The organism is Bradyrhizobium prioriisuperbiae (assembly GCF_032397745.1).
Lineage (GTDB): Bacteria > Pseudomonadota > Alphaproteobacteria > Rhizobiales > Xanthobacteraceae > Bradyrhizobium_A > Bradyrhizobium_A prioriisuperbiae.
The window spans coordinates 6,960,184-6,983,516 of record NZ_CP135921.1 but is presented as its reverse complement, the minus strand read 5'-3'; the positions used below and the strand labels follow the sequence as shown (position 1 = coordinate 6,983,516).

At 62.8% G+C, this 23,333-nt stretch carries 22 protein-coding genes; 10 read left to right on the top strand and 12 right to left on the bottom strand.

The window, feature by feature from the left end:
* Nucleotides 1-7: 7 nt before the first annotated feature.
* The 5 genes from RS897_RS32800 (at nucleotide 8) to tgt (ending at nucleotide 3,731) form a co-directional block, all read left to right on the top strand.
* Nucleotides 8-550: a peptidylprolyl isomerase gene (locus RS897_RS32800; protein ID WP_315832826.1), complete on the top strand. Its 543-nt coding sequence runs from the start codon at nucleotides 8-10 to the stop codon at nucleotides 548-550.
* A gap of 5 nt (nucleotides 551-555) precedes the next feature.
* Nucleotides 556-996, top strand: coding sequence for a hypothetical protein (locus RS897_RS32795; protein WP_315832825.1), 441 nt, complete (start codon nucleotides 556-558; stop codon nucleotides 994-996).
* Complete coding sequence (locus tag RS897_RS32790) at nucleotides 972-1,436, top strand: peptidylprolyl isomerase (protein ID WP_315832824.1); 465 nt, start codon at nucleotides 972-974, stop codon at nucleotides 1,434-1,436. Before RS897_RS32795 ends, RS897_RS32790 begins: the two co-directional genes overlap by 25 nt.
* 70 nt (nucleotides 1,437-1,506) lie before the next feature.
* Nucleotides 1,507-2,601: a tRNA preQ1(34) S-adenosylmethionine ribosyltransferase-isomerase QueA gene (gene queA, locus RS897_RS32785; RefSeq protein WP_315832823.1), complete on the top strand. Its 1,095-nt coding sequence runs from the start codon at nucleotides 1,507-1,509 to the stop codon at nucleotides 2,599-2,601.
* Nucleotides 2,598-3,731: a tRNA guanosine(34) transglycosylase Tgt gene (gene tgt, locus RS897_RS32780; RefSeq protein WP_315832822.1), complete on the top strand. Its 1,134-nt coding sequence runs from the start codon at nucleotides 2,598-2,600 to the stop codon at nucleotides 3,729-3,731. Before queA ends, tgt begins: the two co-directional genes overlap by 4 nt.
* A 112-nt stretch (nucleotides 3,732-3,843) precedes the next feature.
* Here tgt and RS897_RS32775 read toward each other — a convergent pair whose 3' ends face one another.
* Nucleotides 3,844-4,074, bottom strand: a complete 231-nt coding sequence (locus RS897_RS32775) for a hypothetical protein (RefSeq protein ID WP_315832821.1) — start codon at nucleotides 4,072-4,074, stop codon at nucleotides 3,844-3,846.
* A gap of 271 nt (nucleotides 4,075-4,345) precedes the next feature.
* Between RS897_RS32775 and cysK the strand changes: the two genes are divergently transcribed.
* The 3 genes from cysK to rsgA all read left to right on the top strand — a co-directional run bounded on the left by cysK (nucleotide 4,346) and on the right by rsgA (nucleotide 7,950).
* Nucleotides 4,346-5,317, top strand: a complete 972-nt coding sequence (gene cysK / locus RS897_RS32770; protein WP_315832820.1) for a cysteine synthase A — start codon at nucleotides 4,346-4,348, stop codon at nucleotides 5,315-5,317.
* A 7-nt stretch (nucleotides 5,318-5,324) separates the two neighbouring features.
* Nucleotides 5,325-6,614 (top strand): ArgE/DapE family deacylase, encoded by a 1,290-nt coding sequence (locus RS897_RS32765; RefSeq protein ID WP_315832819.1) that lies wholly within the window; start codon nucleotides 5,325-5,327, stop codon nucleotides 6,612-6,614.
* 265 nt (nucleotides 6,615-6,879) lie between these two features.
* Nucleotides 6,880-7,950: a ribosome small subunit-dependent GTPase A gene (gene rsgA, locus RS897_RS32760; protein ID WP_315832818.1), complete on the top strand. Its 1,071-nt coding sequence runs from the start codon at nucleotides 6,880-6,882 to the stop codon at nucleotides 7,948-7,950.
* Between the two features lie 33 nt (nucleotides 7,951-7,983).
* Here the strand turns inward: rsgA and RS897_RS32755 are convergent, their stop codons facing one another.
* The 10 genes from RS897_RS32755 to RS897_RS32710 form a co-directional block, all read right to left on the bottom strand.
* Complete coding sequence (locus RS897_RS32755; RefSeq protein ID WP_315832817.1) at nucleotides 7,984-9,393, bottom strand: cytochrome P450; 1,410 nt, start codon at nucleotides 9,391-9,393, stop codon at nucleotides 7,984-7,986.
* Between the two features lie 174 nt (nucleotides 9,394-9,567).
* The gene (locus RS897_RS32750; protein WP_315832816.1) at nucleotides 9,568-10,266 is read right to left on the bottom strand and encodes a GNAT family N-acetyltransferase; all 699 of its coding nucleotides are present in this window, start codon (nucleotides 10,264-10,266) and stop codon (nucleotides 9,568-9,570) included.
* A gap of 424 nt (nucleotides 10,267-10,690) precedes the next feature.
* Nucleotides 10,691-12,235, bottom strand: coding sequence for a hydantoinase/oxoprolinase family protein (locus RS897_RS32745; RefSeq protein ID WP_315832815.1), 1,545 nt, complete (start codon nucleotides 12,233-12,235; stop codon nucleotides 10,691-10,693).
* 3 nt (nucleotides 12,236-12,238) lie between these two features.
* Nucleotides 12,239-13,345 (bottom strand): S-methyl thiohydantoin desulfurase family protein, encoded by a 1,107-nt coding sequence (locus tag RS897_RS32740; RefSeq protein WP_315832814.1) that lies wholly within the window; start codon nucleotides 13,343-13,345, stop codon nucleotides 12,239-12,241.
* Entirely contained in the window at nucleotides 13,342-14,040 is a 699-nt protein-coding gene (locus RS897_RS32735) for an AroM family protein (RefSeq protein ID WP_315832813.1), read from the bottom strand. The genes RS897_RS32740 and RS897_RS32735 overlap by 4 nt, the downstream gene beginning before the upstream one ends.
* Nucleotides 14,041-14,045: 5 nt before the next feature.
* Entirely contained in the window at nucleotides 14,046-15,122 is a 1,077-nt protein-coding gene (locus tag RS897_RS32730; RefSeq protein WP_315832812.1) for an ABC transporter ATP-binding protein, read from the bottom strand.
* Complete coding sequence (locus RS897_RS32725; RefSeq protein ID WP_315838820.1) at nucleotides 15,119-16,159, bottom strand: extracellular solute-binding protein; 1,041 nt, start codon at nucleotides 16,157-16,159, stop codon at nucleotides 15,119-15,121. Before RS897_RS32725 ends, RS897_RS32730 begins: the two co-directional genes overlap by 4 nt.
* 88 nt (nucleotides 16,160-16,247) lie before the next feature.
* Nucleotides 16,248-17,054, bottom strand: coding sequence for an ABC transporter permease (locus RS897_RS32720; protein ID WP_315832811.1), 807 nt, complete (start codon nucleotides 17,052-17,054; stop codon nucleotides 16,248-16,250).
* Between the two features lie 10 nt (nucleotides 17,055-17,064).
* Nucleotides 17,065-17,937, bottom strand: a complete 873-nt coding sequence (locus tag RS897_RS32715) for an ABC transporter permease (protein WP_315832810.1) — start codon at nucleotides 17,935-17,937, stop codon at nucleotides 17,065-17,067.
* A complete protein-coding gene (locus RS897_RS32710) occupies nucleotides 17,934-18,722 on the bottom strand; it encodes an IclR family transcriptional regulator (protein WP_315832809.1) in 789 nt (262 codons plus the stop codon). The genes RS897_RS32715 and RS897_RS32710 overlap by 4 nt, the downstream gene beginning before the upstream one ends.
* Nucleotides 18,723-19,080: 358 nt before the next feature.
* Between RS897_RS32710 and RS897_RS32705 the strand changes: the two genes are divergently transcribed.
* On the top strand, nucleotides 19,081-19,287 hold the full coding sequence (locus RS897_RS32705; RefSeq protein ID WP_315838819.1) for a hypothetical protein: 207 nt from the start codon (nucleotides 19,081-19,083) through the stop codon (nucleotides 19,285-19,287).
* On the opposite strand, the gene RS897_RS32700 is transcribed toward RS897_RS32705, so the two are convergent.
* Nucleotides 19,284-19,496, bottom strand: coding sequence for a hypothetical protein (locus RS897_RS32700; RefSeq protein WP_315832808.1), 213 nt, complete (start codon nucleotides 19,494-19,496; stop codon nucleotides 19,284-19,286). The two genes, RS897_RS32705 and RS897_RS32700, sit on opposite strands and share 4 nt — an antisense overlap.
* A 282-nt stretch (nucleotides 19,497-19,778) precedes the next feature.
* Here RS897_RS32700 and RS897_RS32695 point away from each other — a divergent pair, with 282 nt between their 5' ends.
* The gene (locus tag RS897_RS32695; protein ID WP_315832807.1) at nucleotides 19,779-23,270 is read left to right on the top strand and encodes a Tc toxin subunit A; all 3,492 of its coding nucleotides are present in this window, start codon (nucleotides 19,779-19,781) and stop codon (nucleotides 23,268-23,270) included.
* The last annotated feature ends 63 nt before the right edge of the window (nucleotides 23,271-23,333 follow it).

The following is a 23,333-nucleotide window of genomic DNA, read 5'->3' as shown; positions in this document are numbered from 1 at the left end:
AGTTCTTATGATCCGAATTCTTGCCGTTCTCGCCGCGCTGGTCTGTGCGGCGCCCGCGCTCGCCCAATCGCTGCCCGCCAATCTCGACAAGGCGAATGCGATCGTGATCGACACCACCAAGGGCCGCATCGTGATCAAGCTGCGGACCGACCTCGCGCCGCAGCACGCCGAGCGCATCAAGACCCTGGCGCGCGAGGGCTACTACAACAACGTGCCGTTCCATCGCGTGATCGACGGCTTCATGGCACAGACCGGCGACGGCAAGAATTTCAACGGCACCGGCGGCTCGAAGTACCCGGACCTCAAGGCCGAGTTTTCCAATGTGCCGTTCAAGCGGGGCATTGTCGGCATGGCTCGCGCGAGTTCGCCGGATTCCGCAAACTCGCAGTTCTTCATCATGTACGCGGACGGCTCGTTCCTGAACGGCAAGTACACCGTGGCCGGTGAAGTCGTGTCCGGCATGGAGGTCGTGGACAAACTGAAGCGCGGCGAGCCGGTGCCGGATCCGGACAAGATGGTGAAGGTTCAGGTCGCCTCCGACATCAAGTGACGACCATGGCGCGGCAACAGAGACTGATGTTTCTCTTTGCCGTGTCACTCATCGCCGCGACGGTGTTATGGGACGCCCCGGCCGTTGCGGATGATGCAAAGATCAACACGCTGCAGGAACTGTTTGCGCGGCTGGGAGCTTGCTGGAGGTCGCCTGAGCTGCAACTGAATAACCCCGGCATGCAGATCGCGGTGCTGGTGACCTTCAAGCGGAACGGCGAAATCCTGGGACAACCCAAGATCACCTACGAGTCGGAATACGCCTCGGACGAGGACCGGCTCCTTTACCGCACTGCGGTGGCCGAGGCATTGCAACGTTGCACGCCGATGCCATTTACCGATGGACTTGGAAATGCCGTTGCCGGTCGCCCGGTACGGTTCAGATTTGACGCAAGACGAACCAAATCAACAGAGAAGAGATCATGGCAGACAACGAGAACACTTTGATTTTGGAGACCACCCAGGGCCCCGTGACCATCGAGATGCGTCCCGACCTTGCGCCCGGCCATGTCGCGCGCATCAAGGAACTGGTGCGGGAAGGCTTCTACGACGGCATCGTGTTCCATCGTGTCATCGAGGGCTTCATGGCGCAGACCGGTTGTCCGCAGGGCACCGGCACCGGCGGCTCGGGCAAGAAGCTGAAGGCCGAGTTCAACAAGGAGCCGCATGTGCGCGGCACCACATCGATGGCCCGCGCGGCCAATCCGGACTCCGGCGACAGCCAGTTCTTCATCTGCTTCGACGATGCGCGTTTCCTCGACAACCAGTACACCGTCTGGGGCAAGGTCACGTCCGGCATGGAAAACGTCGACAAGATCAAGCGCGGCGAGCCGGTGCAGAACCCGGACAAGATCGTCAAGGCGCACATGGCGGCTGACGCCGCCTGATCCAGGCGATAGTCTGTGAAGACCTGATGGCCGGGCATATTCATGTCCCGGCCATCGAGCTTTGAGCACCATGCGTACTGAGCTGTTCGATTTCGACCTCCCGGCTGACAATATCGCGCTGCGGCCAGCAAGCCCGCGCGATGCCGCGCGTTTGCTGGTGGTCGGCGCCGATGGAGCCCTCGCGGATCGTATCGTTCGCGATTTGCCGGATAATCTGCGTCCGGGCGACCAGCTCGTGGTCAACGATACCAAGGTCATCGCCGCCCAGCTCACCGGCCGCCGCGTCGGCCGCGACGCCGAGGCCCGGATCGACGCCACACTGATCAAGCGTCTCGACGGTTCGCGCTGGCAGGCACTGGTCAAGCCCGCCAAGAAGCTGCAGCAGGGCGATCTCGTCCGGTTCGGCAATGAGGGGCGGGTGTGCCTGCTCGGCAATCTCGATGCCACCGTCGAACACAAGGGCGACGCCGGCGAGATCACGCTGTCGTTCGCCTTCCATGGGCCGACCCTGGACCAGGCCATCGCGGACCTCGGCGCGCCGCCGCTGCCGCCCTATATTGCCTCCAAACGCACGCCCGATGATCGCGATGCCGCCGACTACCAGACCATGTTTGCCGCGAACGAAGGCGCCGTCGCGGCTCCGACCGCGGGTCTGCATTTCACGCCCGCGCTCGAGGCGGCGTTGCGCGTGCGCGGCGTCGGGCTGCACCGGATCACGCTGCATGTCGGCGCCGGCACCTTCCTGCCGGTGAAGGTGGACGACACCGCCGAACACCGCATGCATGCGGAGTGGGGCACGATTTCGCGCGACACCGCCGATGCGCTCAATGCGGCGCGTGCCGCCGGCGGACGCGTTGTGGCTGTTGGCACCACGTCGCTGCGGCTGCTGGAGAGTGCCGCGACCGAAGACGGTCGCATTGCGCCGTTCGCGGACGACACCGCGATCTTCATCACTCCCGGCTACCGCTTTCGGGCAGTCGACGTCTTGATGACGAATTTCCACCTGCCGCGCTCGACCCTTTTCATGCTGGTGTCGGCGTTCTGCGGCCTCGACACCATGAAGCAGGCGTATGCCCACGCCATCGCGGAAGGCTACCGGTTCTATTCCTACGGCGACGCGTCGCTGTTGTTTCGGCCTGCAATCGACGATAAGCGCAACCCATGACAGTCCCCAATCATTTCACGCTGCTGGGTCGCGACGGCGCGGCGCGCACCGGGATACTTGCCACGCCGCATGGCGACGTGCGCACGCCCGCTTTCATGCCGGTCGGCACTCAAGGGGCGATGAAAGGCGTGCACTGGCGCGACGTGCGCGACGCCGGCGCCGACATCGTGCTCGGCAACACCTACCATTTGATGCTGCGGCCGAGCGCCGAGCGCATCGCCGCACTGGGGGGCCTGCAAAAATTCACCGGCTGGGGTGGCCCGATGCTGACCGATTCCGGTGGCTTCCAGGTGATGTCGTTGGCGCAGTTGCGCAAGATCGACGAGCGCGGCGTCACGTTCCGCTCTCACATCGATGGCGCCAAGATCGAGCTCACGCCGGAACGGGCCATCGAGGTGCAGGGACTGTTCGGCTCCGACATCGCCATGCAGCTTGATGAATGCGTGCGGCTGCCGGCCGAGCGCAGCGACATCGACCGGGCCATGCAGCTGTCGATCCGTTGGGCGGAGCGCTGCAAGCGGGCGTTCGAGGGCTCGCCGGCCGGCCGCATGCTGTTCGGTATCGTGCAGGGCGGCGATGTGCCGGAGCTGCGCCGGATCAGTGCCCAGGCGCTGGTCGGGATGGATTTCCATGGCTACGCGATCGGCGGCCTCGCAGTCGGCGAGCCGCAGGAGGTGATGCTGGCTATGATCGAGGCGACGGTGCCTCTGCTGCCCGATGATCGCCCGCGCTATCTGATGGGGGTCGGTACTCCCGACGATATCCTGCAGGCCGTGGCCCGCGGCATCGACATGTTCGACTGCGTGATGCCGACCCGCAACGGCCGCCATGGCGTGGCGTTCACGCGGTTCGGCAGCGTCAACCTGCGCAATGCACGGCATGCCGACGATCCGCGCCCGCTGGACGAGGAAAGCCCCTGGGCGCCTGCGCGCACTTACTCGCGCGCGTACCTGCATCATCTGGTGAAGTCGGGCGAGACGCTGGGGGCAATGCTGCTCTCGGAAATCAATATTGCTTACTACCAGAGTCTCATCGCCGGCATGAGGGATGCGATCGCGCAGGGGCGTTTTGCGGCGTTTGCCGAACGCACGAGCGCTGATTGGGCCCGGGGGGATATCGCTCCGCGCTGAGGTGTTTTTGCGCCGAGCGATCAAAACAAGATGCGTAAAGCGCATCAGTCCGTGGCCAGAGAGCACACGGGCGAAATAATTCGGCAAATTTTTCGTTACTGGTTTCGGTCGCTTAGTTGCAAACGAACTGTGACAGCGCGTGCTTTGTCACAAAGCCATAACCGCAGGTCTCGCAGGTCCAGAGATAACTGACGGTATCTTCCGAAAGGAAGGCCGAGGCCTCAGCGGCGATCATGGAATCCGAGCAGACCGCGCAAGTCGGCAGATCGCGCCCGCGCGGCGCTGGGGTATTTGAAGCAGGGCGCGGCGAGCTAGACGACATGATCTCAGCAATCGCTGGCATCGTGGGTCTCCCTCATGATCTGAGCTTGGGATCATCTTACACAGAAATCCTTGACGATGTCGCAACACAAATACGTAGGTTTCAAGAAATCTGTTTTGCGCTGCAATAGCTTGCTGCACTTTGTCGCGCGCCGAACGGGGCTGGTTTTCATCGCTCCGTGAGGTTTCGGTGAGCCAGCCGGATTCCACTTTGTCAAAAAAGATGCTCTAACTGATGCAAGTCAGCCGTCCTCAAAGACCTCTGCAATTCAAAAGACTTCGGAGACATGCTCATGGAAACGACCCCGAAAACCTCGCATACCCCGGGCCGGGGCCGTGTCTATGACAGCATCAGCGATGCATTTGGCGACACACCGGCGGTGCGGCTGAATAAATTGCCGCAGCAGCATGGGGTGAAAGCGACCATTCTCGCCAAGCTGGAATATTTCAATCCGGCCGCCAGCGTAAAGGACCGCATCGGCTCCGCCATGATCACGGCGATGGAAAAGTCCGGAATCATCAAGCCGGACACCGTGCTGATCGAGCCGACCTCGGGCAACACCGGGATCGCGCTGGCTTTCGTTGCAGCGGCGAAGGGCTACCGGCTGAAGCTGGTGATGCCGGAATCGATGTCGATCGAACGGCGCAAGATGCTGGCCTTCCTGGGCGCGGAAATCGTGCTGACGCCGCCGGCCCAGGGCATGAAGGGGGCTATCGCCAAGGCCGAGGAGCTGCTGCAGACCACGCCGAATGCGGTGATGCCGCAGCAGTTCAAGAACCTGGCCAATCCCGAGGTGCATCGCCGCACCACGGCGGAGGAGATCTGGAACGACACCGGTGGCAACATCGACTACTTCGTTGCCGGCGTTGGCACCGGCGGCACCATCACCGGCGTTGGCCAAGTCCTCAAGCCGCGCAAGCCGTCGCTGCGGATCGTGGCGGTGGAGCCGGAGGAAAGCCCGGTGCTATCCGGTGGCCAGCACACCCCGCACAAGATCCAGGGCATCGGCGCCGGCTTCGTGCCCGACATCCTTGATCGCTCCGTGATCGACGAGATCGTCAAGGTCAACAGCGCCACTGCGCTGGAGACGTCGCGGGCGCTGGCGCGCAACGAGGGCATTCCCGGCGGTATCTCGTCGGGGGCGGCGATTGCCGCTGCGATCGAAATCGGCAAACGGCCAGAAGCCGCCGGCAAGGTGATCCTGGCGATCGTGCCGTCGTTCGCGGAGCGCTATCTGTCGACGGCACTGTTTGAAGGAATCTGATCCCGCCATGACCACCGCAGATGAGCAGCGTCGGATCCTCGACGCTGTCGAGGCCCATTTCGACGACCAGATCGCAACCACGATCAAATTCTCGTCCATCCCCAGCACGCGTGGCGCCGAGGCGCCGTGCCAGGATATGTTCGGCGACCTGCTGCGGACACGTGGCTACGAGGTCGACGACTGGCAAATCGACATCAACGACCTCAAGGATTTGCGCGACTATGGTCCGGTCGAGACCGATTTCTCCAGGGCCCGCACCGTGGTCGGGACCTATCGGCCGCAGGCGGCCCAGGGACAGAAAGCGGGCCACTCGCTGATTCTGCAGGGACATTGCGACGTGGTGCCGGCCGGCCCGCTCGACATGTGGACCTCGCCGCCATTCACGCCCGAGATCAGGGACGGCTGGCTGTATGGCCGTGGAGCCGGCGACATGAAGTCCGGCACCATCGCCGCGCTGTACGCGCTGGATGCGATCCGCCATGCCGGCCTCAAGCCCACGGCGCGCATCCATCTGCAGTCGGTGATCGAGGAGGAGAGCACCGGGCTTGGTGCGCTCTCGACCGTCCAGCGCGGCTATCGCGCCGACGCCTGCCTGATTCCGGAGCCGACCGACGGTCATCTGGTGCGGGCGCAGGTCGGGGTGATCTGGTTTCGCATCAAGGTGAGGGGGCGCCCAGCTCATGTGTTCGAGGCGGGTGTGGGGGCAAACGCCATCAAGGCGGCGACCTACCTGATCGCGGCGCTGGAAGGCCTCGAGGCGGAGTGGAACGCGCGGGCCGTCGGCCACCGCCATTTCAAGGATGTCCACCATCCGCTCAATTTCAACCCCGGTATCATCAAAGGCGGTGATTGGGCCTCCAGCGTGCCGGCCTGGTGCGACGTGGACTGCCGGATCGCGATCCTTCCCGGTTGGAAGCTCGCCGATTGCCAGAAGGAGATCGTCGCCTGTGTCGAGGCGGCGGCGCGCCAGCATCCGTTCCTCGCTAACAACCCGCCGCAGGTCGAATGGTCCGGTTTCATGTCGGAGGGGTTCGAACTCACCGACGCGGCGGACGCGGAAAGCGTGCTGCGCCAGTCCTATGAGACGGTGTATGGCGGACGGCTGGAGGAATGGAGCTTCACCGCCATCACCGACACCCGCTATTACGCGCACCAGGGCATTCCCTGCCTGTGCTTCGGCGCGAAGGCGCAGCGCATGCACGGCTTTGACGAATGCGTCGAACTGGAGTCGCTGAAGAAGACGACGCGGGCGATTGCGCTGTTCGTGGCCGACTGGTGCGGGGTGGAGAAGGCCTAACGATCGAACCCGGCGGCGCGTGCGTTCAAATGGTGCAACGCGTCGACGGTCCATGTGCCACGGCTTTGACATGATTGCCGGGCAGATACGACGTCATCGCTTCCCCACTGATCCCAGCGGATCGGCAACCCAGGAGGGCCGCAAAATGACAGATCTTGCTCGCGCCGCCCTTCGAGGCGTCGCCGACTAGGCTTGTGCGCGTTTGATGGCGCGGCCTTCATGTCGGCGGCGGAACACGCCAATTCCGACCTGAAGGATCACTCCCTTGATCAAACAATATGGCTGGTCCGACCAGCTCAATCAGACCTTCGCGCCGCACGCGGCGCAGGGCTACGTGCCTGGACGTGTGACTGTCCAGCAGCGTGGCCTGTACACCATCGTCACCGACCAGGGCGAACTTCGCGCCCAGCTCTCTGGGCACTTCGTTCGCGAGGCGCAGGATGGTGACTACCCGGTGGTCGGCGACTGGGTGGCTGTCGCGCCGCGCTTCGCCGAGGCTGCGGCGACCATCCATGCGGTTCTGCCACGACGTTCGACCTTCATGCGCAAGGCCGCGGACAGGGTCCAGACCGTCCAGGTCATCGCCGCCAACATCGACATCGCGTTCCTGGTTGCGTCGATGAATGCGGACTTCAACGTGCGCCGGCTCGAACGCTATCTCGCCGCTGCCTGGCAGAGTGGGGCGCAGCCGGTTGTCGTCCTGACCAAGGCAGATCTGTCCGAGGACGCCGCCGTGTTCGTCGCCCAGGCTGATGCTGTCGCCTTCGGCTCACCAGTACTCGCGGTGTCAGCGAAAACCGGGGAGGGGATGTCGGTTCTGGCCACCTATCTGAGACCGGGCGAAACCTGTGTACTGGTCGGTTCGTCAGGGGCCGGCAAATCCACACTGGTGAATGCGCTGGCCGGTGTCGATCGCATGGCGACGTCAGCAATCCGCGAGGGTGATGCGCGCGGCCGCCACACCACCAGTCATCGCGAACTCGTGCTGCTGCCGGGCGGCACGCTGATCCTCGATACGCCGGGCATGCGCGAACTGGGCCTGCTGGATGCTGACGAGGGGCTCGACGCCGCCTTTGACGATATCGAGACCCTGGCGCAGGGCTGCCGCTTCCGCGACTGCGGTCACGGCAACGAACCGGGATGTGCCGTCCGCGAAGCCCTGGAATCCGGCGCCCTAGCGGTCGACCGCTGGCAAAGTTTCCAGAAACTGCAGCGAGAACTGGCGCACGTTGATCGCAAGGATGATCGCGTCGCCCGCCAGGCCGAGCGCAAGCGCGTGATAGCTCTCAACAAGGCGCTGCGCGTCGCCAAGAAAATCAAGGAGAAGCCGGAGTGATCCGGCTTCGACCGAGCGCGCCGGATCGCGAAGTCAGCGTTGGGTGGTGCTGAACATCGGTGAGTAGTCGGGCTGCGTGGTCACCACGCCGACCGGCATCACCGGTTGCGTGCTCAGCAGTTCAATGCGGAACTGGCCGACGATCTTGGCCAGCGCCAGCGTGGATTCCACCAGCGCAAAATGCGCTCCGATGCACACCCGCGGACCGACGCCGAACGGCAGGTAGGCAAAGCGATCCGGTGCCGTGCCGGACAGAAAGCGCTGCGGGATGAATGCGTCGGGATTGTCCCACAGCTTTTGATGACGATGCAGCAGCCATGGCGCGATAAAAATGGCGTCGCCTTTCTTCACCGCCTTGCCGTCGATCACGTCCGGTCCAGACGCGGACCGCGCGATCAGGTAGGCCGGAGGATAGAGCCGCATGGTTTCGTCCAGCACGGCGCGGGTGAATTTGAGCTGTTCGATCTCAGGCTCGCCGCCGGCCGTACGTGCGGCGCGGGCTTCGCGCGCCACCTCGTCCTGTGACGCGGGATCCTGCGCCAGCAGATACAGCGACCAGAACAGCGCGGTGGCCGTGGTTTCGTGGCCGGCGAGAATCATGGTTGCGACCTGATCGATCAGGTTATCGTCGGAGAATGCCTGGCCGGTTTCCGGGTCGCTTGCCCCGACCATCAGGTCGAACAGATCGCGCGGGGCGGCGTCTGGTTTGGCCGTGGCGCGGCGCTCGACGATCAGCTTGCGTACGAAGGACGTCCAGCGGCGACGGAAGAACCGGCGCTGAATGTCCTGGAAGGTCGGCCAGCCCAACGGCAGCAGCAGGTCGAACAGACGTGGGCGGGCGAGATTGGCGGAATATTCGATCACGAAATTGCGCAGCGCGGTGCCGTGCTCGGTCATGCCGAATGAGAACATGGTGCGCCCGGCGATCTCCAGCGTCATGCGCTGCATCGCTTCGCGCAGGTCGATCGGCTGGCCCTGCTGGCCGGCCAATTCCTGGATCGTTTCATTGGTGACGTCGAGCATGTGCGGCACCAGCGTGTTGACCGCGCGCGGCGTGAACGCCGGCGCCAGCGTGCGCCTTTGGTGCTTCCAGGTCTTGCCTTCCGCCAGCAGCAGCCCTTCGCCGAGCATTGGCTGCAGCACCCGAATGCCGGCCGGAGTTCTGCGGTAGTTCTCGTAGTTGTCGATCAGGACGTGGCGGATCCAGGCGGGACTGTTGAGGGTGAAGCTGCTGCGGCCAAAAAAGCTGCCCTGCAGCATATCCTCCTGGTAGGCGCGCTCGCTCCAGGTGGCGATGCCATTGGTGCGCATCGTGGTCAGGCGGCGCAAGGTCGACATGGTCTGCGGCGCGAGAGGCGGGCGCGGCGGGACCAGCGGCGTCCGCGCAGCCGGCGTCTTCTGAATTTCGGCAAGCACGTCGGCAGGATCGTCGACAAGGCTCATGGAGGGCTCCGGATCCTGGCAGGCGCTGGCCCACCATTCGGGATCATATCGGGCGGAGGATCGGAGCCAAGGGCGGCTTTTCAAAGACGTTTGGGCCGTCAATAAAAGAACGGCCGGCCCTCAGGGCCGGCCGATCATCCTGAGAATTTCCGGAAATCGCCGGGAGGGGCGCGATCAACGCATCCCGAGCCGTTGGCGTCCGCTCAGCAGATCGCTGTAGTACTTGAACACCGCGCCCCACATCGCCTGGCTGCTGCGGAACATCTCCCGCATCAGGTCGGTAGCGAGGAACACATTGGTGCCGGCGCTGCCGCGCCAAGCCGCCGGCAGCTTCGGTGCAGCAGGCTTGAACGGAACAACATTCGTGGCCTTCGGGTTGCTGCGCTTCAGGTCGATCGTGCCGGTCGCTTCGCCGCGGCGGAACGTTAGGTGGGCGCCGAACTTCTGCGCCAGCGCCTTCATCGGCTCGTTCTGGCCGCCGGTGGTGATCCGCAGGCTTGCATAACCCTTGCGCTCGGCCTCCTGCAGCAACTGTTCGAACAGCGCGCTACCGACGCCTTGGCGGCGGACGCGGCTTTCGACGCTGAAGGCGATTTCGGGAACCGCATCGGCCGAACGCTCGGGCGCATGCAGTTCTGCCGCGCCTCGCACCACACCATCCTGGATGTAGGCGATCACGATCGTGCCGTCCTCGAAGCAGCGTGCGGCGTAGGTCTTCAGAAATTCTTCGCTGATGCCGCCGTTGAAACGGTCGCGGCGGCTGGCCGGCTCCAGGCGCAACAGGTGGTCGCGCAACAGGTGCTGTTCATTGGCCTTCAACGTCCGGATGAAGCCCGTCCCCGACGTCGATCGGAGTGTTGCAACATCGCTCATAACAATTCTCCTCATGGTTGCCCGTGAGGACGTCTCGAATCCCTAGGTCTGGTATATGGTGCACCGCACCAATTAATTCAAGGGATGAATGTCGAGTTTTAAGTATTTTTTACTTAAATAAAATCAATTATTTATGCTTGATGAGGTGCCGATCTGAAGGCCGCCGCCGACGCGTACGCAGCTGGATGAGCCTTCGACTGCAGCGAAGCCGGGACCAAACTCCGAACAGGGATTCGCTTTTGATGTCGCCTTGAGAGGGGCTGACCGTGCCGGCTGTGCCTGGGTGGCGGGGCGCGCATTGCCGATGGCGCTGTCACCGGCATAAGCCAGCGACGACGACGCGAGCAGGACAAGAGGGAGCGCGAAGCGGGCTTTGCTCATGCTCGCTGTGTCGCGCAGTTGAACGACGAAAACAAGGCGGCGCTCAAACCAGCGCCGGTTCGGCGATGGCGCCGGCGACCCTGACCCGCACCCGCAGCGCGTTGCCGGGCAGGTAGGCGATCGGCATGTCTTCGACATCGATGGTCTTGAGGCTGACACGCGCGGCACCGGCCTGAACCGCGCGATCCTCGGCAATGCTGCGCGCTGCGGCGATCGCCTCGTTGCGGGAGAGCTCGCGGAACACCTGGTCGGCTTCGCCGCTGACCTGGGCGATGGCGGCCCCGACCGCATTGGCGCAGTCGCCGTGCGGCACGCGCACGATCTCGGACACGCCAGGCAGGCGCTCGGGCACCAGGAAGGCGCCGCCGCCGACCGCGAGCAGCGGCACGTCTCCGGCCTCCGTCTTCATGCGGTCGATGGTCTCCTCGAGCTTGCGCTTGGCGTCGGCGAGCGCCGCGTCGATCAGTGTGCCGGGCAGGGAAGCCACGCGTGACCGGTCACCGACATCGACAAGGCCGGCGGCCACCGCGATGTCGGTTGCGGTGACGCGCGTGCCACCGAACACCAGCGCCTCGGATGTCAGCCGGTAGCCGACACTGAGCGGACCGACGCGGATCGGCGTGCCCTCGACATGGCTGCCGCCGCCGAGGCCGATGGAGAGCAGGTCGGGCATGCGGAACAGCGTGCGCACGCCGCCGACCTCGACCACCGCATTGGCTTCACGCGGGAAACCGTGACGGAGCTGGCCGATATCACTGGTGGTGCCGCCGACATCCACCACCATGGCATCAGCGAGGCCGGAGAGGTGCGCGGCGCCGCGCATCGAGTTGGTGGCGCCGGACGCAAAGCTCATCACCGGGAACGCAGTCGCGATCTCCGCCTGCATCACCGTGCCGTCGTTCTGGGTGAGAAACAGCGGCGCGTCGAGGCCGCTGTCGGCGATCGCCTTGCGAAAGGCGGCCACTGTGGTGACGGCAAGGTCGTTGAGCGCAGCGTTGAGCAGCGCCGCGTTCTCGCGCTCCAGCAGGCCGATGCGGCCGAGATCATGCGACAGCGTCACCGCCGCATCCGGACAGATGTCGGCGAGAATTTCGCGCGCAGTGGTTTCGCAGCTGGGATCGAGCGGCGAGAAGCTGGAACAGACCGCGACGGAGTGAAGACCCTTGTCCTTGATCCGGCGCGCCGCAGCTTTCAGCCCGGCGGTGTCGAGCGGCATGAACGGACGCCCGTCGTAATCGTGACCGCCTTCGAGCATGAAGATGTCGCCGCTGACCATGGCTGCCAGGTCCGCAGGCCAGTCGCAGAACGGCGGCAGCGACGCGCTGGCCGGCAAGCCGATGCGGATGGCGGCGACTTTCTGCAGATGGCGGCGCTGCACCACGGCATTGATGAAATGCGTGGTGCCGATGACCACGGCCTCGACCGGGATCGCTGCTGCCGGATTGGCGCGCAGAGCCTTCAGTGCGTCGAGAATGCCGGAGGTGATGTCGGCCGTGGTCGGCCGCTTGACCGAGTGGACGACTTTTTCGTCGACAAGCAGGACGGCATCCGTGTTGGTGCCGCCGACGTCGATGCCGATGCGCTTCATCAATCAGGCTCCTGCCTCAGTCGGGGAGAACAGCGAACGAAAATCGAGGTCGTAGCCGAAGGCGCGGGGACCGACGAATTCGAGACCGCGGGCGCTGGTGAGCACCGTCGGCGCAGGCAGCGCCACAACGGTGACGCGCTGGCCGTAGCGCACGGTCTCGGTGCCCACCGCATGGCCGTTGACGCTGTCCAGCACGCAGATCAGATCGGGGCACATCGCAATCGCTTCGCCATTGCGCCAGGCCACCACCCATTCGTTCTGGAACGAGAGCTTGAGCCTGTCGCCGCGATCGCCGTCGCTGCCCTCGATGGTCGCCGAGCCGCGCAAAAATCCTTCCGTCGTCCGCCGCTCGACGTCGACGATCTTGCCGGTGAACAGCTGCTTGCCGCCTTCGCTAGCGAGCATGGCGGCAATCGGATCCTCGTGCCGGCGGTTCGCGCCCTCGACCACGCGCCCGATGCGGATGGCGGCGGTGGTGGTGAAGTGGATGCCCCAGTCCTTGACCTCGCGGCCGGTGCGAGGCGCCTTGCTGGTCGAAGCGATGGAGCCCATCTCGACGCAGATCTTGCGGCTTGCCCGCTCCATCCATTTCCAGCTCGGGACCTTGGTCACCACGGCCTCGATGCCGCGCGGATCATAGAGCGTGCAGGGATAGGGGCGCAGGCCGCCGATCGCCACCGAGGTCATCTGCGCCTCGGGGAAAGCGCGGCCCATGCAGTCGGCATCGACCACTGGTATGCCGAGATGGGCGGCTGCCATCAGCGCTTGCATGCCGTTGCCGCCGCCGATTTCCACCGACATCACGGCTCTGAATTTGATATTGTTGAGCTCTTCCTGCATGCGCACCGCACGCGCGATGCTGCGGCTGTCGGCCAGGCGTTCCTGGCCGACCAGCGGCGCGCCCATGTTGGAGACCACGGCGACCCAATCGTCGTCGTCGAGATCGAGTGGCGACATCAGTTGCACGCGATGGCCGTCGGCATAGAGCCGGCGCAGATTGAGCAGGCCCAGATAGGGACTGCCGCCGCCGCCGGTGCCCAGGATCCAGGCCCCGACCGCCAGCGCCTCGATCTCCTCAAGGCTGATGTCCTTCAACTGGCGTTCGCTCACGACACCAGCTCCTCGACCACGCGAGCGGCCGCGGCGATCGCCAGGATCACAGGTCCGCCGTAGCTCAGCCGCACCCGTGCCTTGTTGGTGCTGGTGTAGCCCATGCAATCCATCACCAGGAGGTCCGGCGCGAGCGCCGCCATCGCCTTCGCCGCCTCATCGACCTTGGCGTCAGACGAGCCCGGTCGCAGCGTGACGCCCAGGACCTCGACACCCGCGCGCTGCCATTTTTTCGCGATCAGCGCCGTCTGCTCCGGCAGTGGCGAGAACACGCCGAGCCGCCCCTTCGGCAGCACGGCCTCGACCATGTTGTGCAGCACCGCGGAGGGCAGGATCACCAAGCCTTCGGGCGAGAGGTTCGGAAACTTTCCGGTGCAGGCGAGCAGCGCGACGCCGACGCCCTCGCTGCGGAAGCGGGCGAGTTGCACATCGGCGCGCTTCTCGACCTCCTTCTTGCTGATGACGACGCCGTCTCCGTTCGGCAGCAGGGTGAACAGCGCGTCATAACCATCCGCCGGCGGGATGGCATCGATTTCAGCGCGGGTCATGCCGTCGAGCGCGCCGCGCAGGTCGATGTCCATGCCGGACGACAGCACGGCGGAGATTTCGGCCGCGACGGAGGGTCTTGGGCTTTGGCCGATCACGACTACGCCCATGCGCCCCGGAATTCGGCCCTGCGGAGTTTGCTGTGTCATTGTCGTCAGTCCTTCAGGATCACGAGATCGGTTGCGTCCCAGGCGAGCGCGACGGCATCCCCGGGGTTGAACATTTGGCCGGCGCCACTGTTGGGCTGCTGCGCCAGGATTTGCCGTCCGCCAGCGAGTTCGATCCGATAGAGCACCGCGCCGCCGAGAAAATTGGTGCTCTCGATGGATCCTTGCGCGCAGGGCTCCGTGATCTCGCTGCGGGCCGCAAGCCGGATCTTTTCGGGCCGCAGCGCCACGGAGAGTAGGCCGGTGACAGCCTCGTCGTGGGCTGCCGGCAGCTTCAAAGTGAGACCGTCGCCAACTGCGAGCGCGGTCCCGGTGGCGGTCGCAACGCGCTCGCCACGAAAAAGATTGGTGTCGCCGATGAAGTCGGCGACAAAGCGGGTGGCGGGCCGATCGTAGATCTCGATGGGCGTGCCGACCTGCTCGACTTTGCCGCCGTTCATGACGGCGATGCGATCGGACATCGCCAGCGCCTCTTCCTGGTCGTGGGTGACGAACACCAGAGTGACGCCGAGTCGTTTCTGCAATTGCTTCAGTTCGAACTGCATCTGCTGGCGTAATTTCTTGTCGAGCGCGCCGAGCGGTTCGTCGCACAGCAGTACCCGCGGTTCGATGACGATGGCGCGCGCCAGCGCCACGCGCTGCTGCTGCCCGCCGGAGAGCTGGCCGGGACGGCGGTCCTCCAGACCGATCAGCTCGACCATGGCGAGCGCGTCTCTGACCTTTGTTGCGATCTCCGCCTTGTCGACCCCGCGCATGCGCAGGCCGAAGGCGACATTCTCCGCCACGGTGCGATGCGGGAACAACGCGTAGTTCTGGAACACCATGGCCATGTCGCGCTTGTGCGCCGGAACGTGGGTGATGTCGGCGCCGCCGACATGGATCGAACCTTCGCTCGGCGTCTCGAAGCCGGCGATCATCCGCAGCGTGGTCGTCTTGCCGCAGCCGGACGGGCCGAGCAGGGAGAAGAATTCGCCCTGCCGGATCTTCATCGCGACGGCATCCACCGCGCGCACGCCGCCGTCATAGACCTTGCTGACGCCGGCGATCTCGATCGAGGCGCTCATGCCCGAAAGATCCGGTTCACGCGGGCGTCAATCTCGTCCTTGCGGGCATTGTACCATTTCCAGTCGACCTGAATCAGCTTGGCGACCTTCTCGGGCGTGGTCAGCAGCTTGGCGTCATACCTGGCATCAAGCTTGACGGTCTTGTTGGCCGGCGAATACCAGACCGTCTCGGCGAGTCTCTTCTGCACCGGCGCGCTGAGCATGTAATTCACATAAGCGTTGGCGAGCTCTTTCATCTTGCTGCCGGGCGTGATGGTCAGCACTTGTTCGAGCGAGAGCACACCCTCGGCCGGTGTGATGAAATCGATAGGCTGGTTGTCGCCGTCATAGCGGTAGATTCCGGAATCGTGGATGACGCCCATCCCGACTTCGCCGGACAGGAACATCTTTTCCATCGCGCCGGTGAAGTCGACGAGCTTGATCGGCTTGAGCTTCTCCAGGGCCGCATAGGCTGCGTCGAGGTCCATCTGGCCCTTGCCGTAGAGCGTGCCGCACATCATCAGGAAGGCCTGACCCAGGCTGTTGACCGGGATGACATAGCCGCCGCGCACGCCGTTGTACTTGGTCTCCCACAGCTCTTTCCAGGAACTGATGCCGGAATAGCCCTTGTCGGTGCGGATGCCGAGGCCGATGGCGCTGGTGAAGATCGAGACGCCGACGATCTTGTCACTGATGGCGTAGGGATAGACATCGGCAAGATTTGGCACGAGCCTGGCGTCGATCCTGGGTTCGACGATGCCCATCTCGGCCGCCGCCCATTGTTCGTTCGAATTGGTGTGCAGCACGTCGTAGACTGGCGCTGAGCGCGAGCTTGCTTGCAGCTTCGGCATGAACGGGAATGCCGTATCGATCTGTAGCTTGCACTTGAATTCCTTCTCGAATGCCGGGCCGACCTCGGAGGCCATGATCTGTCCCCATTTGCCGCCCCAGCCGGTGATGCGCAGGGTGGTTTCCTGGGCGCGCGCCACGTAAGGCGCGGCGATCAAACCGACGCCCAGCGAAGCGCCGGCGGCGAGGACGTGGCGGCGGCTCAACATCGACGGGGCAGACGTCGGTGACGCAGATTGTGATGAGATCGGTGTCGAAGGCTTTGTCATGTCTCGAGATCTCCCTGTTGGGCTGTCGTTAGAGCTTGACGTAGGTGCGCAGGCCGACGGTGCGGTCGAGCCCGACCACGACCACGAAGGCGAGCAGGATGGAGACCACCGACGCGGCGCCGATCGTCCCGTCCAGGTCATATTTCAGGTAGTTGAACAGCGTGATTGGCAAGGTCTCATCGCCGGGGCTGACCAGGAAGAGCGAGACCGGAAACTGGTCGAATGAGACGATGAAGGCGAAGATGGCGCCGGCCAGCACGCCGGGCTTCACCAGCGGCAGTGTTACCTCGAAGAACGTACGCACCGGGCCGGCCCCGAGATTGCGTGCCGCTTCTTCCAGCCGCATGTCGAAGTTGTGCAGCACCGCCAGCGTCGTGCGCACCACGTAGGGAATCGTCACCAGGGTGTGGCCGGCGACCAGCCCCCATAGCGGGCGGCCGACATCGAGCAGCACGTAGGATTGAAACAGCGCAAGGCCGGTGAGGATCGCCGGCAGCATCAAGGGCGAAAGCATGGTCGCCACGATAAAGCGCGCACCCGGCAAGTTGCCGCGCGCGATCGCAAGCGCTGCCGAAGCACCGAGCACGGTGGCGCAGACGGTGGTGATCCCTGCGACCTCGAGGCTTAGCCGCAGCGCATGCATGAATTCGCGCGAGGCGAAGAATTTTTCGAACCAGCGAAGTGAGATGCCGACCGGAGGAAACTGGATGAAGGGTGTAGGATTGAGCGCGAATACGAAGATGATGGCGATCGGCGCCAGCAGGAAGGTGAGCACCGCGATATTCGCAGCAAGGTAGAGCGGACGACCGAGGCGGGGCGGAGCGGAGGGTGTCAAGACGTCGCTCCTATTGTAGGTCGCCCTGGCCCGAAACCAGGCCGAGGATGTGGTTGTAGGCGACGACCAGGGCGAGCGAGATCACCAGCAGCACCATGCCCAGTGCTGCGGCGAAGCCGATGTTGAAGTTCGCCGAAATCTGCTGGTAGATCAGGATCGGCAGAGTCATGATCTGGAAGCCGCCCATCAGGATCGGGGTGACGTAGGCGCTGATCGCGAGCGCAAACACCAGCAGCGAGCCGGCCAGGATACCGGGCAGGCTGAGCGGCAGAGTGACTTCCCAGAAAGCGCGCAACGGGCTGGCGCCGAGGTTCTCGGCAGCCTGCTCCAGGCGCTCGTCGATGCGCCCGATCACGCCGGTCAAGGTCAGCACCATGAACGGCACGTAGATGTGGACCAGACCTATGATGATGCCGGTCTCGTTGTACATCAGATGCAGCGGCTGCGAGGTCAGCCCGATCGACAAGAGCGTCTGGTTGATCACGCCTTTGTCCGACAGCAGCGTCATCCAGGCGAAGGTGCGCACCACGATGCCGGTCAGCATCGGCGCCAGCACCGCCATCAGCAGCAGTGCGTGGCCGGTCCGGCTCTTGATGCGCGCCATCCAGTGCGCGAGCGGATAGCCGATCAGAAGCGCCGCCGCCGTGGTCCAGAGCCCGATGCGAATCGTGGTCCAGATCACCTCGAAATGGTAGGGATCATCGAGAATGCGCTGATAGTGGCGCAGTGTGAAGGTGACGTTGGGAGCCACAACCGGATTGCCGGTGAGGCAACTCATCACCGCCATCAATCCGATCGGCAGGACGAAGAAGACCGCGAACAACAGCGCGCTGGGCAGGACGAAGAGGGCCATGCCGTTGGGGCGGGACGCGGCTGTGTTCATCGTCCGATCGCTCCGCTGCGGGGCGGTCCGTCATATCCAAGCAACGGATCGCCGGTGAGGCGGCCGAGCTTCGCCGCCATCGCGGCCAGTTCCTTGCGCACCTGGGCCCGCTCATTGGCCGTCGTCGCTTGCACCGAATAAGAAATGGCGATGCCGATCAGTTCACCGGTTTCACCGCTGGCGAGCGCAAAGCCTTGCGAGCCGACGCCTTCGATGGATTCATCGGCGGCGTCGGACACGCCGGTGCGCCGGATTTCGTTCAGCCGCGCCATCAGCTCAGCGAAGGTCTGTGGCGAGTTGTGCGGCAGCTTCGGATAGGGCGTCGGCACGCGGGCGCGAATGTCTGTGTCGCTCAGCCGCGCGAGCATCGCCCGCCCGTTCGATGTCATGAGCGCCGGCGTCCGCTGTCCCGGCGGATTGACCACGCGCAGCGGGTTCGATCCCGGTGCGATGCGCAGCACGACCTGCTCGAAGCCGTCCAGCACGGCAATGTAACCCGTGTGTCCGGTGCGCGCGCAGACGTCGCGCAATTCGCGTTCCGCAAGCTCAAGCAGATCGTCATGGGCGCGGTGGAGCCGCCCGAGTTCGAAGGTCAGGAGGCCCGGCCGATAGCGGCGCGTATGCGGATCTTGTTCGAGCAGGCCGCAATCGCGCAGCGAACGAAGCAGTCGCGACGTCGAACTCTTCGGTTTGCCGGTCAGCGCCATCACGTCCGCGAACGACAGATCGGGGCGTGCGGCCGAGAAGCAGCGCAGGATGTCGATCGCGTTGGTCAAGGCGCTCATGGGAAGATCGTTGCCGTGCCAAGTTCCAAAATTTGGAACTATGTTCTTAATTATGAGCCTGCCCATCAGGGGCGTCAATCGGATTTGCCTCAATGATAAGCAAATCAGCAATTGCCCAGTTCGTGGGCTGGCGGGATGAAGTGACGGCCTGCAGATTGGAGTCCGCCCAGGTCGCTGTTGCGCTTACGCGTCGCGTCCTGAAAGCAGTCGCCATCGCCAACAGTGCGGCGCGCGGCATTGCCGGTTTCCGCGGAAATCTTCGTTCAGCCGGGGTTTGTTCGTTTTTCTGATGCCGATGGCAGGCTACAAGGGAGCGGGCGAATCCACCGACGGTTCGCCGCAGCAGCAGGAAGTCCGGATGTCCAAGCAAGCGATGCGTGAAGAAGCCGAGCGGCTGATGCGCGAGGCGATGGAACGCAAGTCTGTTGTCGTGAAGCAGGGCAACACGCGCATCGAGACCAAGTGCGGCAAATGCGGCGCGCCCAACCGAGTCTCCGCAGCCAAAGGCGAGACACGCGTGACCTTCACCTGCAAGGAATGCGGACACAAGCAGACGACGCTTTAAGAATTTTGCGTCTTGATTTTCTGGTTGCCGCGCGCGCCTGCGTTTAACGCTAAACTATTTTGAAAATTGAACATTCGAGATTCGCGAACGCTGCATTTGCGATCGATGAGGTCGGTCGCGCATAATCTGGCGATGACGTTTGACGGATTAAGGGGGCAACCTTGTGCAAAGGCGGGAGAGGCGCCAGCGGCGATAGCAAAAAAATTCATTTTCAAATCCTCCAAAAAACAACTAATAGTTGAGTGCCTGTTTGAGGTTTTGTAAACGATAACTCCTGCGGTGAAATCTCAATCGGCCGCTGGATACCACTCGCCGGTTGGTGTCCGGCCAAGCGCGGCAATTGCTCCTGTCCCCATCTGGCGAAGGAATAAAAACTCTTCCTTTCTTTCTTTGTTTGTGAACGCCCAAAAAGTTTGGAGTTAGAGCAGCCGCGGCGCAAACAGGCCCACGTGGATTGTTCGCGCGTTTCTTCAAGCCGTGAGATTCACAAAATGAAAAAAAACTCTGATTTCATGAACCGACTGATCACTGCCAGCACAGGCGCTGCTAAATCCTCTGCAGCGTCCAAGAATATCGCCGCAACTTTCTCAGCCCTCGATTACCACTCCGTGTTCGATATCATTCGCGGCCCCAAGAATCGGTTCGTGTCGCAGGCGCGCGCGCACGCCAAAACCGATGGTGTGGCGTGGGATGTGGTGTACGACAACGCCGTCTGTTACGCGCTTCAGCTGCATCGCGAGTTTCTGGAAAAAGAACTGCGCAGCCCGACGCCGGTGCGGGCCCGGCCGCGCAGCGGTTTGCGGGGGCTGGTGGACAACGCGCCGGATTACCCGAGCCTGTTCAATGAAAACTGGGATCGCTTTTGCAAGGCTGGCGCTTTCGAATCGCGCTCCGGTCCTGCCGCGTATCTGGCCGATCTGTATCGGGAAGCCACGGAGGTTTTCGAGAAGCTGGAATCGCAGGGGGCTTCGGAGCGACCCCGTATTCTGCTGGAGAAGCGTCGGGCGGATCTGGCCAAACTGATCGTCGACGAAGCCAGCATGAACCAGCGTCTGTCGATGCTGACACTGGTCAATGAAATTCTGATCAACGCCATTCAGGATTACCGCGAGCGGACGGAGCAGGGCACCTCCAAATCCCTGTATCAGGTATTTGCCGAAAAAGCCTATCCCCTGAATTTTCCGTATAACTTTTACCATCATCAGGTGGTCCTGGGGCTGGGGCGGAAACAGGTGCTGTTGGGCAGTCTGATGCTCAATACGCTGCCGGCGATCGATCTCCTGCCCAAGCCACAACGTCCCAGTACGGAAGTATTCAACCTCATGCTGATGATGACTGCGTTGAGTGCGGAGCAACAGGCGTCGCTGACACAGCCACATGCCTTTGCGATGTTCAATGTCACACTGGGAGAAATCAATGATACCGGCGGCTGGTATGCGCCGGTGACATCAAAACAAACATTATTTATTCCTCATCACAGCGCGGCCAATATTGGCTTCACGGTACTGGCCGAGCAGGCGGAAGGCCCTACCCAGCCGCACTATAGCGATACAGCCCATGGTCCGACCCTCTTCAAGCTACGATCAAACGAACTTACGCTGCGCGGCCAAAGCGTCCTGACCGGAGGGCTTAAAAGAGTCATGAGACGGTCGCAGGGTGGTCAACAGTTTTTCTTGACCTGCAAAGCTGACGAGGACATTCCGGCCGAGCCTTGTTCCGCTCGTTTTACGATATTGCCTTGGCGCTGGCCCGTCCAAGCGGAGCCCGCTATCCCAATGCCAGCGTGGGCTTTGGACGTGACGGTGCATATTGATGAGAACAATCGCGATAATTTCGCGCTGACCGAGGAGCAGTCGGAATTCATGCGGCAGCACTATGGTGTTGCGCTTCAGAGCGGGCGCGATGCGGCCTTGGCGCCTATCCCCGAGCTGCTGAAACGAACCGGGTTGAACAGCGAGCAGTTGGACCAATTGCTCGCTCGTGGCAAGTTTGCGCCGGTGATTTCCCCCAATTTCCTTCCTGGAGACGCACTGCTTACGGATTTTCCGGATGCCTTGTCCGCTCCCTATCAGTACGGGGCGGTCTATCTCAATGGCGGGTTTCCCGAGGCCATGGATATTGAAAACGTATCCTTCGATAGCGACCGGCCGGCGTGGCAGCTTGTTCACCATTCCCCTGATCGCTTCGATTGCCTCCAGCGTATGGTTCGTTTGCAGCGTTGGCTGGACCTGCCATTTTCTGACATCGACAGTTTGATCGCCGCCAGTTTTCACGCCGAGGAAATTCCCCAGGGCGCGTATAAGATCACACGCAACACACTACGCAGTTTCGGTGTGTTCCGCGAATTCCAGCAAAAGTATGGTATCGAAATCGGCGACTTTTGCGCGTTGCTGAACCACATCGCCATCCATGGGGTCGGCAATAAAACGCCGCTGTTTGACCGAATTTTCAATACACCTCAACTGTTCGACCAGCCCCTCATTCTGGATAACTCGCCCTTCAGTGGCAGTGTCGAGCCGCCGGCGGTTCTGGTCGACATGCAGACCTGGGCCGCAAGCGAAGCAGGGACGGCCAAAAAATCGAAAAGCAAAGCCGACGGTATCGGCAAAAGCCCCGAGCAGCGCGCCGCCGCCGCACAGAGGATCGTCAAGCAGTTGTGTCACGGCCTGGGCTTGCAGGCGACGGCGGAATCCTACGGCCGGGTCGCCGCGGAAACCCAGAGACTCTATAAAAAGCTGGAGTTGAATCTGGATGTGGTTTCTTCCCTGTATCGACAGGCGCGTCTGGCCAAGCTGTTTGGATTGAAAGTTGGAGAGCTGCTCGATTTGCTGAATCTGCTGGGCGGCCCTGATTATGTCGACGGGATCGTCAAACCTCGGCTCGTCGCATCGGAAGACGTGCAGGACACGCTCTACATCCTGCTGGAAATTGACACCGCGGTGCGCTGGTTGAAAGAGAGCAAGTTGTCGGTGGCCGCATTGCGCGAAGTGCTGGGCCTCGATGGCGGTGGACTGATTGACCCTGCCGGCACGGCACAGTTCATTCAGACGTTGGCACAGAACATCAAGCCGACACTCGTGACCAAGCAAACTTTCCAGCATTCCGGTCTTCCTACAGACATTGATTGGATGGAATTATTGAGCACCGGCGGGGAGCCGATCCTCGATCATTATGGTCTGGTGATTTCCCTGCCGTTGTCCTCGGAAGAAACCATCACGGAGCAACTGAAAGAGAAGGTGGAGGAATTATCCCTGCCGGAGCAGGACCGGGAGCGCGCCGTATCGATTCTGGTTTCGCTGCTGCACACCGCGCTGCTGGCCCAGGAAAATCAGTTTGCCGCCAGTTTGAATCAGGCGTTCCGCTTGCCGCTCGATCTGGCGAGGCTGGTGGTGCCATGGGCGGGCAGGCCCATCAGTGAGTGGTTGCATCAAACGCTGAACATTGCCGACGCTACGCCGGACGACATTCCCGATGAGTATAACGCCGGCCTTTACAGTGTCGCTCGTCACACCAGCCTGGCGATCACCTACAAATTCAGCGCGCCGATGCTGCGTCTGTTCCTGAGCCGCAGCGGCTGCTTCGGCCTCGAATCCCCCCGGCTCAACATGCACAGCCTCTATCTGCTGACTCGTTATGTCGCCTGGCGCGATGCGGCCAACGTGCCGGAAGAGGAATTGCTGTCCTACCTCGAAACATTCAATCCCACAAAGAACGAAGATGCCGAATCTGCGTGGAAAACCCTGGCGCGTCTGCTCGGCTGGACGACGGAAGCGGTGAAAGCGGCCGGCGCGGCACTGGACATCGAAGACAGTGTGCCGCGCACGATGGCGCAGATCGACCGGGTGATGCGCATGCAGGCGCTATCGATACAAACCGGGTTGCCCGCCGGCGATCTGAATCTGCTGATGCACTTGTCGCCGGAAAGTGACTTTGCCGATTGGCAGCGGGCCGGCGAATCCGTGATGGCGTCGCTGGCGCACTAACCGGCTTCAATTTTTCGCGAACGACTCTCGGGTCGTTCTCCGTGATCGTTTTCGCAAGGAGCA

What these genes read in the sequence shown, in the direction of transcription:
- RS897_RS32800 (WP_315832826.1), top strand. Translation starts at nt 8, where the DNA reads ATGATCCGAATTCTTGCCGTTCTCGCCGCGCTGGTCTGTGCGGCGCCC.
- RS897_RS32795 (WP_315832825.1), top strand. Translation starts at nt 556, where the DNA reads ATGGCGCGGCAACAGAGACTGATGTTTCTCTTTGCCGTGTCACTCATC.
- RS897_RS32790 (WP_315832824.1), top strand. Translation starts at nt 972, where the DNA reads ATGGCAGACAACGAGAACACTTTGATTTTGGAGACCACCCAGGGCCCC.
- queA (WP_315832823.1), top strand. Translation starts at nt 1,507, where the DNA reads ATGCGTACTGAGCTGTTCGATTTCGACCTCCCGGCTGACAATATCGCG.
- tgt (WP_315832822.1), top strand. Translation starts at nt 2,598, where the DNA reads ATGACAGTCCCCAATCATTTCACGCTGCTGGGTCGCGACGGCGCGGCG.
- RS897_RS32775 (WP_315832821.1), bottom strand. Translation starts at nt 4,074, where the DNA reads ATGCCAGCGATTGCTGAGATCATGTCGTCTAGCTCGCCGCGCCCTGCT.
- cysK (WP_315832820.1), top strand. Translation starts at nt 4,346, where the DNA reads ATGGAAACGACCCCGAAAACCTCGCATACCCCGGGCCGGGGCCGTGTC.
- RS897_RS32765 (WP_315832819.1), top strand. Translation starts at nt 5,325, where the DNA reads ATGACCACCGCAGATGAGCAGCGTCGGATCCTCGACGCTGTCGAGGCC.
- RS897_RS32755 (WP_315832817.1), bottom strand. Translation starts at nt 9,393, where the DNA reads ATGAGCCTTGTCGACGATCCTGCCGACGTGCTTGCCGAAATTCAGAAG.
- RS897_RS32750 (WP_315832816.1), bottom strand. Translation starts at nt 10,266, where the DNA reads ATGAGCGATGTTGCAACACTCCGATCGACGTCGGGGACGGGCTTCATC.
- RS897_RS32745 (WP_315832815.1), bottom strand. Translation starts at nt 12,235, where the DNA reads ATGAAGCGCATCGGCATCGACGTCGGCGGCACCAACACGGATGCCGTC.
- RS897_RS32735 (WP_315832813.1), bottom strand. Translation starts at nt 14,040, where the DNA reads ATGACACAGCAAACTCCGCAGGGCCGAATTCCGGGGCGCATGGGCGTA.
- RS897_RS32730 (WP_315832812.1), bottom strand. Translation starts at nt 15,122, where the DNA reads ATGAGCGCCTCGATCGAGATCGCCGGCGTCAGCAAGGTCTATGACGGC.
- RS897_RS32725 (WP_315838820.1), bottom strand. Translation starts at nt 16,159, where the DNA reads ATGTTGAGCCGCCGCCACGTCCTCGCCGCCGGCGCTTCGCTGGGCGTC.
- RS897_RS32715 (WP_315832810.1), bottom strand. Translation starts at nt 17,937, where the DNA reads ATGAACACAGCCGCGTCCCGCCCCAACGGCATGGCCCTCTTCGTCCTG.
- RS897_RS32710 (WP_315832809.1), bottom strand. Translation starts at nt 18,722, where the DNA reads ATGAGCGCCTTGACCAACGCGATCGACATCCTGCGCTGCTTCTCGGCC.
- RS897_RS32705 (WP_315838819.1), top strand. Translation starts at nt 19,081, where the DNA reads ATGTCCAAGCAAGCGATGCGTGAAGAAGCCGAGCGGCTGATGCGCGAG.
- RS897_RS32700 (WP_315832808.1), bottom strand. Translation starts at nt 19,496, where the DNA reads ATGAATTTTTTTGCTATCGCCGCTGGCGCCTCTCCCGCCTTTGCACAA.
- RS897_RS32695 (WP_315832807.1), top strand. Translation starts at nt 19,779, where the DNA reads ATGAAAAAAAACTCTGATTTCATGAACCGACTGATCACTGCCAGCACA.